The sequence below is a fragment of the Paenibacillus sp. TSA_86.1 genome (genome assembly GCF_052691815.1).
Genome location: NZ_JBQZGE010000003.1, coordinates 1 through 14,177 on the forward strand (window position 1 = coordinate 1; position 14,177 = coordinate 14,177).

A 14,177-nucleotide genomic window follows, 5' to 3' on the forward strand; every position below is an offset into this window, starting at 1 on the left:
TTTAATAGTTTGCCGGCGTGGCGGAATGGCAGACGCGCTCGACTCAAAATCGAGTGGGAAACCGTGGAGGTTCGAGTCCTCTCGCCGGTATATATAACGGGATGTAGCTCAGCTTGGTAGAGCACCTGGTTTGGGACCAGGGGGTCGCATGTTCAAATCGTGTCATCCCGATTCCTAAAAAACACTATCTTATTAGATAGTGTTTTTTTTGTTTTTAAATAAAAGCATATAAATTGGGGTTCTTCATTGATTGTCATTCATCGCTCAAGACTTGTAGCAATTCAATGAGAGTGGGTTTTGCATAAAGGTTTATCCAATAGGTCACAATAGGTTTAAAAAAGTGATTGAAGGGGTCTATGTGAACAGGTTCAGCTTCAAAAAACAATTAAAGAAGCGATGGCGGAGATGGAAACGAACATTGTGGATGACTGTTGCTATCTGCGCGGTTACGATATTGGCATACCAAGGTTTATCGATTTCTGCAGCAGTTGAGCGTTTATTAACTACCAATTTTGGAGAAGCCGTAAGTGTTATGGGCACCGTCAAACAGGAGAAACGATCTGCACAGGAGATTCAGGTGCTTATAGAACAGCTTGAAACCGAGGGAAGTGAGTTAATACGTGTCGTTCTGCAAACTAAATATATTTGCGGTGTGGAGTCTGAGCAATTGGGCAGAATGGATATTGCTCAATTAAAAACACTACTCGCTCAACATCCGGAATGGGAGGCAAAGGTTACTTCATCGGATACCTTACTTCTGAATCAAAGCGTGAATGATCTTTCACCGATATGTAAACAACAAGCATACATTAGTATAGATGCGGCCGGTAATCTCAATTTGTATGAGGGCAAACCGGCTGAAGAAAACGTTATTCGGACATTTTTCCAACTCGATGTAGGTACACTGGAAAGCTCACTGCCTGAAGGAGTGCTAGAGCAATTGCAAGAAGGTATTCGTATTCAGGATAAAGAGGAGTATGATAGTGTGATCTCGACATTTAGTGACTTTGCTGTAGATGAAAGACATCGCTTGCTTCAAAATGGCGGGTAAACAACGAGATAAGGAATATAAGTTTAACGTTATAGAATAAAGCACACATATTGATAAAACATAAAGAACAAAATTTCTAAGGCAGAGGACATCGTACGGATGTCCTCTTTTTCGTTTTTGAAGATAGCCAGCCGTCTGTATAGAACAAGAATTTTGCGGAATGTGCACGAAATATAACAAGGTTTATCATAGACAAAGTTTTTCCTGCCGCAAAGGCTATCTTTTGTTATAATGAAATGAACGATACATATGTTCGCTTTTGTAAGGGAGAGATGGTTTTGCGTTTTTTGGGAATTGACCCGGGGATTGCGATTGTGGGGTTTGGTTTTGTGGATAAGATCGGGAGCAAAGTTGTGCCCGTACAATATGGATGTATTCAGACGGAGGCTCATACTCCTGACGAGGAGCGACTCCTTCACGTATATGAGGGCATGGTGCAGCTGATTGATAAATATAAACCGGATGCCGTTGCACTGGAGAAGCTCTTTTTTAACCGGAACGTAACAACAGCGATGTCTGTCAGCCAGGCTAGAGGGGTTATGATCCTTGCAGCTGCCCAGAAAGGTCTGCCAATTGCGGAGTATACTCCGATGCAGATCAAACAGGCCATTGTAGGATATGGCAAGGCGGAGAAAAAACAAGTGCAGGAGATGGTCAAAATGTTCCTTCGCCTGCAGGTTGTGCCTAAACCGGATGACGTTGCAGATGCACTGGCTGTTGCTGTTTGTCATGCACATTCTTATACACTAAATTCCAAGTTGAATGAGGTATTGCGAAAATGATTGATTTTTTAAGAGGACAGTTCATACATGTCGAAAGTGATTATATTGTGTTGGATGTTCACGGGGTAGGTTATCGTGTGTTCTGCCCGAACCCCTATGCGTTTGCCAAGCAGGAAGGCGAAATTATCGTATATACCCATCACCATGTGCGTGAAGATGCGATGCTGTTGTTTGGATTTGTGACGCGAGAGGAGCAGCGTTTGTTCCGCAAATTGATTGAAGTATCTGGTATTGGGCCAAAAGTGGCGTTAGGTATTCTTGCCGGAGGCACGCCTGATCATGTGGTCACAGCCATTTATCAGGAGAATCTGACATTTCTCACGAAACTGCCAGGCATCGGTAAGAAAACAGCACAGCGGATGATCCTGGATCTGAAGGACAAACTGGACGGTTTCGGTATGGCAGCGTATGAAACAGGTCTTTTTGCACCTCCATCCGAAGAGGTTGGAAGCGGTTCTGCATGGGACGAGGCGCGTGAAGGTCTGAAGGCACTTGGATATACGGATAGTGAACTGGACAAAGTATGGCTCAAGCTGAAAAAAGATGTGACAACCGCAGATTCTGTGGATGTGTTGATGAAGCGGGCACTGCAGATGTTATTTACGGGATAATTTATTTTCTGTAGTCGTACTAGAGTTGCAACCTGCAAGAAAAGGGTGGGAAAAACATGGATGATCGGATTATATCCGCTAACCTGATGATGGAGGACCAGAATGTCGAATTAAGCCTTCGTCCCCGATATTTGAATGAATATATTGGACAAAATCAGGTGAAGGAAAATCTTAAAATATATATTGAAGCTGCTAAGTTACGGAATGAAGCACTGGATCATGTGCTGTTATATGGTCCTCCGGGACTTGGTAAAACAACACTCGCTAATATTATTGCTAACGAACTCGGCGTAAATCTGAGAACAACTTCTGGACCTGCAATTGAACGTCCAGGTGACCTGGCGGCTTTGCTGACTAATCTGCAAGAAGGGGATGTACTATTTATTGACGAGATTCATCGGCTTCATCGTACTGTAGAAGAGGTCATGTATCCGGCGATGGAGGACTCTGCTCTGGATATTATGATCGGCAAAGGGCCAAGTGCGCGTTCCGTTCGGTTGGACTTGCCTTCATTTACATTGATTGGAGCAACGACGCGCGCAGGGCTTCTGTCTGCTCCGCTTCGTGACCGTTTTGGGGTCATCAGTCGTCTGGAGTTTTATACCGTTGATGAACTTGCGTACATCGTTTCACGGTCCACTGAGATTCTGGGTGTAGAGATCGTTGGGGATGCGGCGGAAGAGATAGCTCTGCGTTCACGCGGTACACCACGGATTGCCAACCGTTTGTTGAAACGAGTACGTGATTTTGCACAAGTACGTGGTGACGGCATAATTACGCAAGTGCTGGCAGAAGAGGCATTGCAACGCCTGCAGATTGATCCACGCGGATTAGACGAAATCGACCATAAGATGCTCAAATCTATGATTAACAGCTTTCGGGGAGGCCCCGTTGGACTGGATACGATTGCGGCTACGATTGGGGAAGAATCTCAGACGATTGAGGACGTATATGAACCATATTTGCTACAGATCGGTATGATTCAGCGTACGCCGAGAGGAAGAGTCGTAACCGATTTGGCCTATCACCATCTTGGTTTGCCTGTTCCGCCAAGGGACGGTAAGTAAGGCTTGGCTTCTGCTCTTTACCTTGTGGATGCGAGAACTATGGGACAATAAAATGACGAAGATGATATAGCTTGCATATGAGTCGAAAATGGAATTCGTTAAGATTGAAGTTGAAATCTCAACAGAATCTGACCGATATAAATGAAAGACATGCATGGAGAGGAGCCTGATTGTGGGAAAAGCAATACGCACGAAGAAGTGGAGTCGTCGATTGAAGGTACTGGCGGCTGCTCTGTTGACAGTAAGCTGTCTGCAAGTGCCTGCTTATGCGGCGGGTAATGACGGACAGTTGATCCGTGTAGCCATGTTTGCAAATTTGGGGAGCACATATAAATCAACGACACCATTGATTACACTTGAATCGACAGGGGCATGGACTCTTCAGGCCGGCGGGGGGACAAATGTAACTCTTTCATCTGGGCAAGCACGTTTTAGTGCGGATGGATTTCGCGTAAAAGTATTAGAGACAGCTGATTTTAATACAGCGACAGCAGCAACCAAGTTGCTTCAGGCTACTGCCGATAAACCGTTGTTGTTTGCAGCCACGGTTAATGGAAAAACGCTTTATCAGCTGTACACAGGCAATTATGGGACAGCAGCGCTGGCAGGACAAGCTGTCACTCGAGTGCAAAAGACAGCCGCAGCTCAATTGGCGGGACAGAAGCCTGTTGTAACAGGAAGCGAACGTCTGTCAACAGGCACGTACAGTTCTCTTCAGGAAGCAGAAGCAGTGCAGGCAAATCTGCTGTCAGCAGGATTCACAGCGTATCCGGTACTGCAGTTGGATGGAAGCAGTCAAGCCTATACGGTATGGGTAGGCGAAGCCGTATCTACGGCAGAGTTATCCACATTAAAACAGCGTGTGGAAGCAAGTGCGGCTGGCATTAACCTCTCTCCTGTAGGAAACAGTGCAGGTCTGATCATCCGTCAGGATGCAGGATTGAGTATGGATGCGCTTAAAACATCTCCGCATTATACGATCGCAGGCAAGGATTCCAAAGTGATGGTACAAGGTAGTGGCAACGGTATAAAAGTTGTGGAGCGCTCCCAGCGAACATATCGCGGAGATATGGAGATCAGCACCGTTAATGGGGATTTAGCCTTGGTTAACGTTGTGCCGCTGGAACAGTATTTGTACTCGGTTGTTGGCGCAGAAGTATATTCTTCCTGGCCAGCTGAAGCACTTAAAGTGCAGGCGGTTGCTGCCCGTTCCTACGCACTTCAGCAAGGCGAGCGTTTCAAGATCGCCAATGTTGTGGATACAACGCTTAGTCAGGCGTATAACGGAATGAATTCCGAGAACGACAAAGTAACGAGTGCGGTGGATGCAACGGCTGGAGAAGTAATCAAAAGTGGTGGGAAAATTGTAGAAGCCGTATTTTCTTCCAACGCCGGAGGACAAACTGCTCATCCTTCTGAAGTATGGAACGGCGGTGCCGGCGTGTTTACCAATGTGGACAGCAGGGGGGACCAGTCTGCCCAGGCCGGACTGCATACTTGGTATCATGTTCTGTTGAGCTCAGGTGTGAGTGGATATGTTCGTGAGGACAATGTAAAACAATTAACGACCAAAACAGAAGCGGGTCTCTCCAAAGTGACCGCAACCGCTCCAAATACAAACGTAAGACCTATACCGCTCATACAATCCAATGTTGAACCGGTTGCCAAGATCAATCCTGGAACTGAGGCTGTTGTATTGGCAACAGTCGCTCAATCCAATGATTACGCATGGGTGAGAGGACCATTTACTTCGGCACAACTGGTTAAGACACTTCAAGGCAAAACGACCGCAGCCGTTCCATCTTCCATCTCAACGCTTGAAGTAACCAAGCGTGGGCCTTCGGGAAGAGCCCTCGAAGTTACAGCTAACGGACAACCAATGCTGGTCAAATATGCGGATACCTATCGTTCTGCACTAGGCGGTTTACCGAGCACTTTATTTGATATTGCAGGAACCGGAAGTTATACTGTATTAGGCGCTGACGGACAAAAAGTAAGCAAGACCGGATCGCAAGGGGCATCTGTATTGTCTGCATCAGGCAAAGGAACCTCTTCAAGCAGTGCCCTGGTTGTCATGAGTGCGGATGGTCAAGCCAGAGCCGTGACACAAGGTCAGACCTTTATGTTTATTGGTCAAGGGAATGGCCACGGGCTTGGTTTATCCCAATGGGGAGCCAAAGGTATGGCTGACGAAGGGTATGATTACCAGGCGATATTGAAACACTATTATCAAAATGCGGTTATTGTAAAGGAATAAAAGACTACTATTGCATTAAGGAATGAATTGATTATGAATGTGAACTTATATGATTTTGAATTACCAGAAGAGTTAATCGCTCAGACACCGTTGCTGGATCGCACGGCTTCTCGATTGCTTACTTTGAATAAAGAGACAGGTGAGGTTGCCCATCACCATTTTCCTCATATTATCGACGTTCTGGAGCCGGGGGATACACTGATTTTGAATGATACACGTGTATTGCCTGCCCGCCTGTTTGGTACCAAAGAGGACACGGGAGCCAAAGCCGAGGTGCTTCTGCTTAAAAACGTGGAAGGTGACCAATGGGAAGCACTGGTCAAGCCAGGTAAAAAGCTGAGAGCCGGTTCGGTCATTGTGTTTAGTGATGAACTAAAGGCCGTCATTAATGAAGTAGGCGAGATGGGAGCACGTACGCTAACATTTGAGTACAACGGCATTTTTCAAGAAATTTTGGATCGTTTGGGAGAAATGCCACTGCCACCTTATATTAAAGAGACGCTGGATGATCGTGAGCGTTATCAGACGGTATATGCCAAACACGAAGGCTCGGCCGCCGCACCGACAGCAGGTTTACACTTTACCGATGAGTTGCTGGGTCAGATTCGTGCTAAAGGTGTGAATATCGGTTTTATCACCCTTCATGTTGGACTAGGAACCTTCAGACCGATGTCTGTTGACGTAGTCGAAGATCATGTTATGCATGAAGAATATTATTCTTTGTCACAGGAAACGGCCGATCTGATTAACCAGACCAAACAGCGCGGCAATAAAGTTTTTGCGGTAGGTACGACCAGTTGCAGGACGCTGGAGACGGTGGGCAGTAAATTCGAAGATGGTGTGTTGCAGGAAAGCAGCGGCTGGACGAGTATTTTCATCTATCCAGGATACTCCTTCAAGATCATTGACGGAATGCTGACGAATTTCCACCTGCCCAAATCAACACTGGTGATGCTTGTTAGTGCACTTGCGGGTCGAGAACATATTATGCATGCCTACGAGGAAGCGATCAAGGAGAAATACCGTTTCTTTAGCTTTGGCGATGCGATGCTGATATATTAATAAAAGATTAACTTTAGAGGATGATTATAACCAATGGCAGCAATTACGTACGAACATATCAAAACGTGTAAACAATCCGGTGCGCGTCTGGGACGTGTGCATACACCCCATGGAATCATTGAAACACCAACCTTTATGCCAGTAGGCACACAAGCAACGGTAAAAACGATGAGTCCTGAAGAACTCAAAGAAATGGATGCTCAGATTATCTTGAGTAATACCTATCACTTGTTCCTGAGACCAGGACATGAAATTATCCGTCAGGCTGGTGGTCTGCACAAGTTCATGAACTGGGATCGGCCTATTTTGACCGACAGTGGCGGATTCCAAGTGTTTTCCCTAAGTGAGATGCGTAAAATTACCGAAGAGGGCGTGCATTTCCGCTCCCATCTTAATGGAGACAAAAAGTTCCTTTCCCCGGAAGTGGCAATGGAAATCCAGAACGCCCTGGGATCGGATATCATGATGGCTTTTGATGAATGCCCTCCTTATCCAGCTGAATATGAATACGTTAAAAAGTCACTTGAAAGAACAAGCCGCTGGGCAGAGCGCTGTCTTGAAAGTCATGCTCGTCCCCATGATCAAGGTTTGTTTGCCATTGTACAGGGAGGCATGCATGAGGACCTCCGACGTCAAAGCGCGGCTGATTTGACTTCCATGGATTTCCCGGGGTATGCTATTGGTGGACTGAGTGTTGGAGAACCGAAACATTTGATGTATGGTGTATTGGATTATACGGTGCCTTTGCTGCCTTCTAATAAACCACGGTATTTGATGGGGGTAGGTTCGCCCGATGCATTGATTGAGGGATCGATTCGTGGAGTGGACATGTTTGACTGTGTGCTGCCGACCCGAATTGCCCGTAACGGAACAACGATGACAAGCCAGGGGCGTCTGGTCGTTCGCAATGCCAAGTTTGCAACCGATTTTGGGCCGCTTGATCCGGAATGCGATTGCTACACTTGCCGCAACTATTCCAGAGCGTACTTGCGCCATCTGATCAAAGCAGATGAAACGTTTGGCTTGCGTCTGACAACGATCCATAATCTTCATTTCCTACAGAACTTGATGCGCAATGTGCGCAAAGCCATAATGGAAGATCGTTTGCTTGATTTCCGGGATGAATTTTTCGATCAATATGGTCTGCATGACAATGACAGAGGTTTCTGATTGAGGTTTTTGCGGAGCCAATGTAACAAGCAATATCTGTATGTATAGTCGATAAGGGGGAGTTTTGATGTTTCAAGCAATGACTGCTCAAGCTGCAAATCCTGGTGGTGGAATTTTTTCATTGGTCGTACCTTTGGTATTGATGGTAGCGATTTTCTACTTCCTAATGATTCGTCCACAGAACAAAAAGCAAAAGGCGCGTAATGCAATGCTGGGCCAGTTGAAAAAAGGCGATAAAATTGTAACGATCGGTGGATTACACGGCACGATTGCTGAAATTACGGACGACGTAGTGGTATTGCGTGTTAACGATGTTACCAAGCTTACGTTTGACCGGAATGCGATCAGCAGTGCAGTAAGTCGTGAAACGGCTGAATAATTGGATAGATGATGAGAATATGCACCCGCATATTCCCGAACAGAGAATCGGATCTGAGCAGATCCGGTTCTCTTTTTTATGGGAGTAAATTACGATGAACGCTGTGTGTTTACACCAAAGATGCCGCCAAGAGCGGAGAGCAGAAATGCGCTGATCAGCTGCAAGCTGTCCTTCCAGTTAAAAGATGCGTCCAGTGCCAGGAAACCGATAAGCAGCACCAGAAGACCGTAAACAACGCCCGTAACTCCGCCGTAATACCAACCCTTCTCACCAGAGCGTTTGCCCGCAATGAAACCGCCGATGAGCAATGATAAACCATGAACCACATAAGTGTAGGTGGAGAGTTCCTGTTCTCGCATGCCACTCATCCACAGGAAGAAAGAAAGAATTAACGCGCCGATAAACATCCAGACAAAAGCATGACTGAGACCCGACAGAATCGGATTGGACATCCGAAATGAGAACAAGCGGCGAATCAATTGCATGAAGCAACCCCCTTGTACAAGTTTGAAATTATTACAGTGTATGGTCAAGCCTTCTGACTTATGAACTGATTTCCATTAAATGAACGGATTATTTCTGTATGAGCATGTCAGGTTCAGGTCAAAATAGGGATTGCACTTCAGATATCTGTCCACATGCTGAAATTCGAAGGAGGTCCCTGTTATGAATTTCACTGATATCGGCCCACACATATTTCGAACCGTACTCATGTATTTTCTGGTATATTGCGCAATCCGCGTTATGGGCAAGCGTGAGATCGGTAAACTGTCCATGTTTGATCTTGTCGTGTCGATTATGCTTGCGGAGATGGCTGCTTTTGTCATTGAGGATATTAAAAAGCCGTTGTCTCATGGTATTGCGCCAATGCTGACCGTCATTATTATGCAGATTGGTATGGCCTATGTCGGTCTAAAAAGTCGAAAGCTTCGTTTGATGATTGATGGGAAGCCCACGGTTCTAATCTCAAAAGGTAAGCTTCATCGGGATGAAATGCGCAAGCAACGTTATAATCTGGATGATCTGCTGCTGCAATTACGGGAACAGAATATTGATAGCATTGGAGATGTGGATTTTGCTTTGCTAGAGACAACGGGCAAGCTTACTGTGTTTCCGAAAGATCAAAGTTCAGGAAGCAGTTCTTCCGGTTCCAGTTCTGGAAATTCGTCATCAAGTCAAAAAGGTAATATTAAATTGCAAGGCTTCCCTAGTATCAAGTATGAAGGCCTACCGGTGCCGCTAATTATGGATGGGAAGGTGCAGGATGAGAATCTGGAGATGATTGAGAAAACGCGTTTCTGGTTGAAAAATCAAATTCAGCAAAAAGGCATTACGGATTTCAAAAATGTGTTTATATGTTCGATCGACCACAATGGCAAGTTGTATATCAGTGCTCGGGAGGACAAAAAATAAAATTATTTGCCGGAGCGGCGTTTGAACCATGAGCCAATGAGCGGAGCACGGGACAGATCATGGAAGTCTATCATTTTGGTGATACCCATAATGAGAAGGTAGATGAGTAGGCCTACCGCTGGGGCTATGATCATTCTTAGCCAAAATGGAAGCATGGCCGCTGTGTGCTCATAGATGAGCAAAGTCGCAGCACCCATAATGAACATACCAGCTCCTGTTTTGACCCAATCCATCAACTTGAAGCGAAAATCTAACAACTGGCGCACACTGCGTGCATGTAACAAAGTCACAATCATGGAATTAATACAGATGGCAATGACAGCACCAAAAATGCCGTATTCGGGCTGTGAAGCCAGCATTAGAATTAAAGAGATTTTGATAACAGCCCCGACAAACGTATTCAGCAGTGCTTTACCTGGACGATCAAGCGCCTGCAGCGCTGCCTGAAGCGGAGCTTGAATATAGATAAACAAAGCAAAAGGAGCCATCAGCTTCAGCATGCTTCCAATCGATGCATCATCATAAAGCAGCAGACACATCGGTTCGGCAAGCACATACATAAAGACTGAAAATGGTGCGCCGGTGACCAGAGCAAGCCGCAGAGCCTGGTGCATTCTTTTATGAATAAGCGCACGATCCCCTCGGGCAGCGGCTTCTGACAAGGAAGGTACGAGAGAAGTAGCGAGAGAAGAGGTCAGTGCTCCAGGAAGCAGCAGCAACGGGATGACCATCCCTTGGAGAGCGCCGTATTGTGCTGTGGCTAGTCCCTTGGCAATACCGGCAAGGGCGAGACTCTGAGCGGTTACAATCGTTTCAGCAAGATAGGATAGTGAACCGACAAGACGACCTGCTGTAACAGGGACAGATATAGCCAATAAGCGTCGGATTAATCCTCTCTGAGAAGGGGCCGCTGCAGAGAACTCCTCGTTCTCCTCCGTATTGGACGGGGCTTCTCTCACAGACTTCGATGAAGGAGATGGGGCAGGCTCCGTACGATGAGTAAGGGGCGGCTCCTTTCTAAATCTTGCATAATTCCACAGGAGAACCAGCATGCCGCCCAGTTCCCCGACCATGGCACCGAGCATTGCCCCAGCGGCCGCATGTTCAATTCCTTTTGGCAATAGTAGCCATGCAAACCAGATGACACAAACGATACGGATAATCGTTTCGGTTATGGATGAGATGGCTGTAGGCATCATATTTTGCTTGCCCTGGAAGTACCCCCTGTATACCGCTGAAACAGCAATAATAGCAATCATGGGGCTCATGCTGACAAACGTATGATATACCCGCTCATCCGTCAGGACGTATTGGGTGATCCAGGGGGCAAACAAGATGCATAAAAACATAAAGACGACTCCGAGAGTGAGTGTGAAGCTAAGGCTGATTTGCAAAATACGTTGGGGCGAATAACGGTTGGCACCCGTTTCAGCTTCCGCGACAAGCTTGGCCACAGCTAGAGGGATACCACCGGTAATCAGCGTCACCAGCACGATGAAAAAGGGATAGCTCAGTTGATAGATGCCTACACCCTCTGCACCGATGACTCGTGGCAGTGCAATCCGTGGAATGAAGCCGAGAATCCGGTTGATAATGCCTGCCGCGAGCAGGATCATGGCCCCCTGAATAAATGTCTGTTTCTTCAAAACTACCCCTCTTTCCCGGTTGAAGGTACAGGTTATCCTCATTGAAGGTACTGGTTATTCTCATTAATGGGACAAAGCCGTTGTACTTCATCCTATGCCGGTCTTTCATCATCTCATGACAACTTGGACACGATTAACAAAAAGAACCATAACCAGCAAGAAGGAATATGATCGGGTAAGGTCGAATGATGTAGTATTGGTGCCGCATAAAGGCTCGGATGTACGAAGGGAGGCTCCCCGTTGGAAGAAATGAATGATGTGGAGTTGGAACAGTCAATAGAGATGCTCTGCCGAAGTAAGGCGGAAGAATTAAGGCTTGTCGGTTACGAATATGTCACCAGCAAAGATGTATGGAATTGCGTCAGTCATAAATACGAAAAACAGGGTATTCCACCGCTTCACCAACTGGTGAACGACATATTGTCACTGAAAGCAACAAGCTTTATGAACTTTATGACGGTGTCTGCATACCGGGGGTCCTCTTTCTAGACGAAAGGGATCTTTTTTGTTGAAAATTGACTGCTTTTTACGGCATCGCTATAATAGGAATATTGAGAACGAAAGGGGATCTAGGAACGGCATGAAAAGAATTATCAGTTTCATTCTGGTCGTGCTTGTCACCACAGGGGTTATGGTGGGTACAAGCCCGGAGCTGCTCAAAAATATAAAATTGGGCCTTGATTTAAAAGGAGGCTACGAGATTTTATATGAAGCAGAGCCGCTCGAAGCAGGGCAACAACTCAGCAAAGCTTCCTTGGTGCAAACAGCCAAAAGCCTCGAAAGCCGTGCCAATGCGCTCGGAACAAGCGAGCCGGAAGTAACTACAGAAGGAAACAACCGGATTCGGTTGAAACTGGCAGGGGTTACAGATGAGGCTGAGGTTAGAGCCAAAATGAAAGAACCCGCTGTTCTGACATTCCGGAGTAAAGCACCAAATGACAAAGATGGCGAGTTCACCAAGATTGAACTACGCGGGAATGAGTTTGTTGAAAATGCGGCCAAGGTTGTTTTTACAAGTTTGAACCAGCCGATGATCGACATTAAAGTCAAAGACAAAGCGAAATTCTCTGAAATTACGAAACGTTTGATTAACCAACCTCTTGCGATTTATCTGGACGATACGTTGCTTTCTGCACCAGAAGTTAAACAGCAACTGACGGATGGATCAGCACAAATCTCGGGTAATTATACACGTGAAGAAGCGAATCAGCTTCGTGATACGATTAACCTTGGTGCACTGCCGTTGAAACTTACGGAGAAATACTCCCAAAGTGTAGGGGCAACTCTTGGTAAATTGTCGCTGGATCAGACGATCAAAGCCGGTTTGATTGGCTCTGTCATCATTCTGATCTTCATGATCGGACTGTATCGCATACCGGGTATCATCGCGAGCTTTGCACTGATCACTCATACATGGTTAGTACTTGCCATTTTCTATCTTGGAGATTTTGTGCTTACCCTTCCGGGTATCGCAGCCTTTATCCTGGGTATAGGTATGGCGGTTGATGCAAATATCATTACGTACGAACGGATCAAGGAAGAGATGCGAAGCGGTAAATCGATTCTGTCGTCCGTTAAAGCGGGAGGCAAACACTCCTTCCGTACGATTATCGATTCCAATATCACGACGATTATCGCAGCAGCTGTGATGTTCTTCCTGGGTACCGGTGCGGTTAAAGGATTTGCACTCGTACTGATTTTCGATATTGTGACCAGTATTATCACGAATATTTTCTTCTCCCGCTTCCTGTTAGTCCTGCTTGTACGGGGTAACGTGGTCAAGAAGCCTAAGTATTTCGGAGTGAAGGAGAGTGAAATTCGTGCGCTTTAATTGGAATTATGATTACGTAAAAGGTAGCAAATTTGCCTATATTTTTTCGATTATTATAACCGTGCTTGGGATTGTCAGTGTTCTCTGGTTGGGACTTAACTATGCGGTTGATTTTAAATCAGGCTCCAACGTGGATATTACAGTATCCAAAGCCATTACAACGGAACAGATTAACCCAATAATTAAGGATATGGATGTCAAAGAAGGTGATGTTCACATCACTCCAGGTGCGGATCGGGTCAATGTTCGCTTCTCCAACGTACTGGATGAAAAGCAAGAAAGTAAATTCAAACAGGAATTCAGCAAGTTGGATTCCAAAGCTTCTTATGAGGTCAACACCGTTGACCCAGAGATGGCGAAGGAACTGGAGCGCAACGCGATTTATGCCGTTCTCATTGCAAGTATCGGGATTATGATCTATGTTGCGATTCGCTTTGAATGGCGGTTTGCATTGGCTGCGGTCGTATCCATTTTCCATGATGCTTTTGTAGTCATCAGTGTGTTTTCTATCTTCCGACTTGAAGTGAATTTGACATTTATTACGGCTGTTCTTACAATTGTCGGCTTCTCTATTAATGATACAATTGTAATATTTGACCGGATTCGCGAGAATCTTCGTTTCGCTAAAAAGTCAACGAAAGCTGATCTTCGCGAAGTGGTGAATCATAGTTTGGCTCAAACGATGACTCGTTCCTTAAACACAACATTCACTGTGTTTATCGCTTCCCTCTGCTTGTTTATCTTTGGTGGCGAGTCCATCCGTATGTTCTCTCTTGCGATGGTGATCGGTACATTTTTTGGAGCGTATTCTTCCATTTTCATTGCAGCTCCGTTATGGTTCACACTCAAAAGTAAGCAGGCCGACAAGCCAAAAGCAGCGGCAAAAGCTTCTAACTAAACATCGAAAT

At 45.9% G+C, this 14,177-nt stretch carries 14 protein-coding genes and 2 tRNA genes; 14 read left to right on the plus strand and 2 right to left on the minus strand.

The window, feature by feature from the left end; genetic code table 11:
• The first annotated feature begins 11 nt into the window (after positions 1-11).
• The 10 genes from ACUTVW_RS09075 (at position 12) to yajC (ending at position 8,379) form a co-directional block, all read left to right on the plus strand.
• Positions 12-90: transfer RNA gene (locus ACUTVW_RS09075), tRNA-Leu, on the plus strand.
• A 7-nt stretch (positions 91-97) separates the two neighbouring features.
• Positions 98-171: transfer RNA gene (locus tag ACUTVW_RS09080), tRNA-Pro, on the plus strand.
• A 187-nt stretch (positions 172-358) separates the two neighbouring features.
• Complete coding sequence (locus tag ACUTVW_RS09085) at positions 359-1,051, plus strand: BofC C-terminal domain-containing protein (protein ID WP_445645501.1); 693 nt, start codon at positions 359-361, stop codon at positions 1,049-1,051.
• 278 nt (positions 1,052-1,329) lie between these two features.
• On the plus strand, positions 1,330-1,833 hold the full coding sequence (gene ruvC, locus ACUTVW_RS09090; protein WP_293199922.1) for a crossover junction endodeoxyribonuclease RuvC: 504 nt from the start codon (positions 1,330-1,332) through the stop codon (positions 1,831-1,833).
• The gene (ruvA, locus tag ACUTVW_RS09095) at positions 1,830-2,444 is read left to right on the plus strand and encodes a Holliday junction branch migration protein RuvA (RefSeq protein WP_445645502.1); all 615 of its coding nucleotides are present in this window, start codon (positions 1,830-1,832) and stop codon (positions 2,442-2,444) included. Before ruvC ends, ruvA begins: the two co-directional genes overlap by 4 nt.
• Before the next feature lie 56 nt (positions 2,445-2,500).
• Positions 2,501-3,511 carry a Holliday junction branch migration DNA helicase RuvB gene (gene ruvB / locus ACUTVW_RS09100; protein ID WP_434749742.1) on the plus strand — a complete coding sequence of 337 codons (1,011 nt, stop codon included), beginning with the start codon at positions 2,501-2,503 and terminating at the stop codon, positions 3,509-3,511.
• Positions 3,512-3,665: 154 nt separating this feature from the next.
• On the plus strand, positions 3,666-5,768 hold the full coding sequence (locus ACUTVW_RS09105; RefSeq protein WP_445645503.1) for a SpoIID/LytB domain-containing protein: 2,103 nt from the start codon (positions 3,666-3,668) through the stop codon (positions 5,766-5,768).
• A gap of 33 nt (positions 5,769-5,801) precedes the next feature.
• On the plus strand, positions 5,802-6,830 hold the full coding sequence (gene queA / locus ACUTVW_RS09110) for a tRNA preQ1(34) S-adenosylmethionine ribosyltransferase-isomerase QueA (protein WP_445645504.1): 1,029 nt from the start codon (positions 5,802-5,804) through the stop codon (positions 6,828-6,830).
• Between the two features lie 33 nt (positions 6,831-6,863).
• Positions 6,864-8,000 (plus strand): tRNA guanosine(34) transglycosylase Tgt, encoded by a 1,137-nt coding sequence (tgt, locus tag ACUTVW_RS09115; RefSeq protein WP_445645505.1) that lies wholly within the window; start codon positions 6,864-6,866, stop codon positions 7,998-8,000.
• Between the two features lie 67 nt (positions 8,001-8,067).
• Entirely contained in the window at positions 8,068-8,379 is a 312-nt protein-coding gene (gene yajC / locus ACUTVW_RS09120) for a preprotein translocase subunit YajC (protein WP_441924757.1), read from the plus strand.
• Positions 8,380-8,468: 89 nt separating this feature from the next.
• On the opposite strand, the gene ACUTVW_RS09125 is transcribed toward yajC, so the two are convergent.
• Positions 8,469-8,864, minus strand: a complete 396-nt coding sequence (locus ACUTVW_RS09125) for a TIGR04086 family membrane protein (protein ID WP_445645506.1) — start codon at positions 8,862-8,864, stop codon at positions 8,469-8,471.
• Positions 8,865-9,045: 181 nt separating this feature from the next.
• Here ACUTVW_RS09125 and ACUTVW_RS09130 point away from each other — a divergent pair, with 181 nt between their 5' ends.
• The gene (locus tag ACUTVW_RS09130) at positions 9,046-9,792 is read left to right on the plus strand and encodes a YetF domain-containing protein (protein ID WP_445645507.1); all 747 of its coding nucleotides are present in this window, start codon (positions 9,046-9,048) and stop codon (positions 9,790-9,792) included.
• Positions 9,793-9,794: 2 nt separating this feature from the next.
• Here the strand turns inward: ACUTVW_RS09130 and ACUTVW_RS09135 are convergent, their stop codons facing one another.
• Positions 9,795-11,438 (minus strand): putative polysaccharide biosynthesis protein, encoded by a 1,644-nt coding sequence (locus ACUTVW_RS09135; protein WP_445645508.1) that lies wholly within the window; start codon positions 11,436-11,438, stop codon positions 9,795-9,797.
• A gap of 249 nt (positions 11,439-11,687) precedes the next feature.
• On the opposite strand from ACUTVW_RS09135, the gene ACUTVW_RS09140 reads away from it, so the two are divergent.
• The 3 genes from ACUTVW_RS09140 (at position 11,688) to secF (ending at position 14,167) form a co-directional block, all read left to right on the plus strand.
• The gene (locus ACUTVW_RS09140; RefSeq protein WP_036617497.1) at positions 11,688-11,927 is read left to right on the plus strand and encodes a post-transcriptional regulator; all 240 of its coding nucleotides are present in this window, start codon (positions 11,688-11,690) and stop codon (positions 11,925-11,927) included.
• Between the two features lie 91 nt (positions 11,928-12,018).
• On the plus strand, positions 12,019-13,269 hold the full coding sequence (secD, locus tag ACUTVW_RS09145; protein ID WP_445645509.1) for a protein translocase subunit SecD: 1,251 nt from the start codon (positions 12,019-12,021) through the stop codon (positions 13,267-13,269).
• Positions 13,259-14,167, plus strand: coding sequence for a protein translocase subunit SecF (gene secF / locus ACUTVW_RS09150; RefSeq protein ID WP_445645510.1), 909 nt, complete (start codon positions 13,259-13,261; stop codon positions 14,165-14,167). The genes secD and secF overlap by 11 nt, the downstream gene beginning before the upstream one ends.
• Positions 14,168-14,177 lie beyond the last annotated feature (10 nt).

Excerpts from the sequence above, each read along its gene's own strand:
- ruvA (WP_445645502.1), top strand. The coding sequence starts at position 1,830 with ATGATTGATTTTTTAAGAGGACAGTTCATACATGTCGAAAGTGATTAT.
- ruvB (WP_434749742.1), top strand. The coding sequence starts at position 2,501 with ATGGATGATCGGATTATATCCGCTAACCTGATGATGGAGGACCAGAAT.
- ACUTVW_RS09105 (WP_445645503.1), top strand. The coding sequence starts at position 3,666 with ATGGAGAGGAGCCTGATTGTGGGAAAAGCAATACGCACGAAGAAGTGG.
- queA (WP_445645504.1), top strand. The coding sequence starts at position 5,802 with ATGAATGTGAACTTATATGATTTTGAATTACCAGAAGAGTTAATCGCT.
- tgt (WP_445645505.1), top strand. The coding sequence starts at position 6,864 with ATGGCAGCAATTACGTACGAACATATCAAAACGTGTAAACAATCCGGT.
- yajC (WP_441924757.1), top strand. The coding sequence starts at position 8,068 with ATGTTTCAAGCAATGACTGCTCAAGCTGCAAATCCTGGTGGTGGAATT.
- ACUTVW_RS09125 (WP_445645506.1), bottom strand. The coding sequence starts at position 8,864 with ATGCAATTGATTCGCCGCTTGTTCTCATTTCGGATGTCCAATCCGATT.
- ACUTVW_RS09130 (WP_445645507.1), top strand. The coding sequence starts at position 9,046 with ATGAATTTCACTGATATCGGCCCACACATATTTCGAACCGTACTCATG.
- ACUTVW_RS09140 (WP_036617497.1), top strand. The coding sequence starts at position 11,688 with ATGAATGATGTGGAGTTGGAACAGTCAATAGAGATGCTCTGCCGAAGT.
- secD (WP_445645509.1), top strand. The coding sequence starts at position 12,019 with ATGAAAAGAATTATCAGTTTCATTCTGGTCGTGCTTGTCACCACAGGG.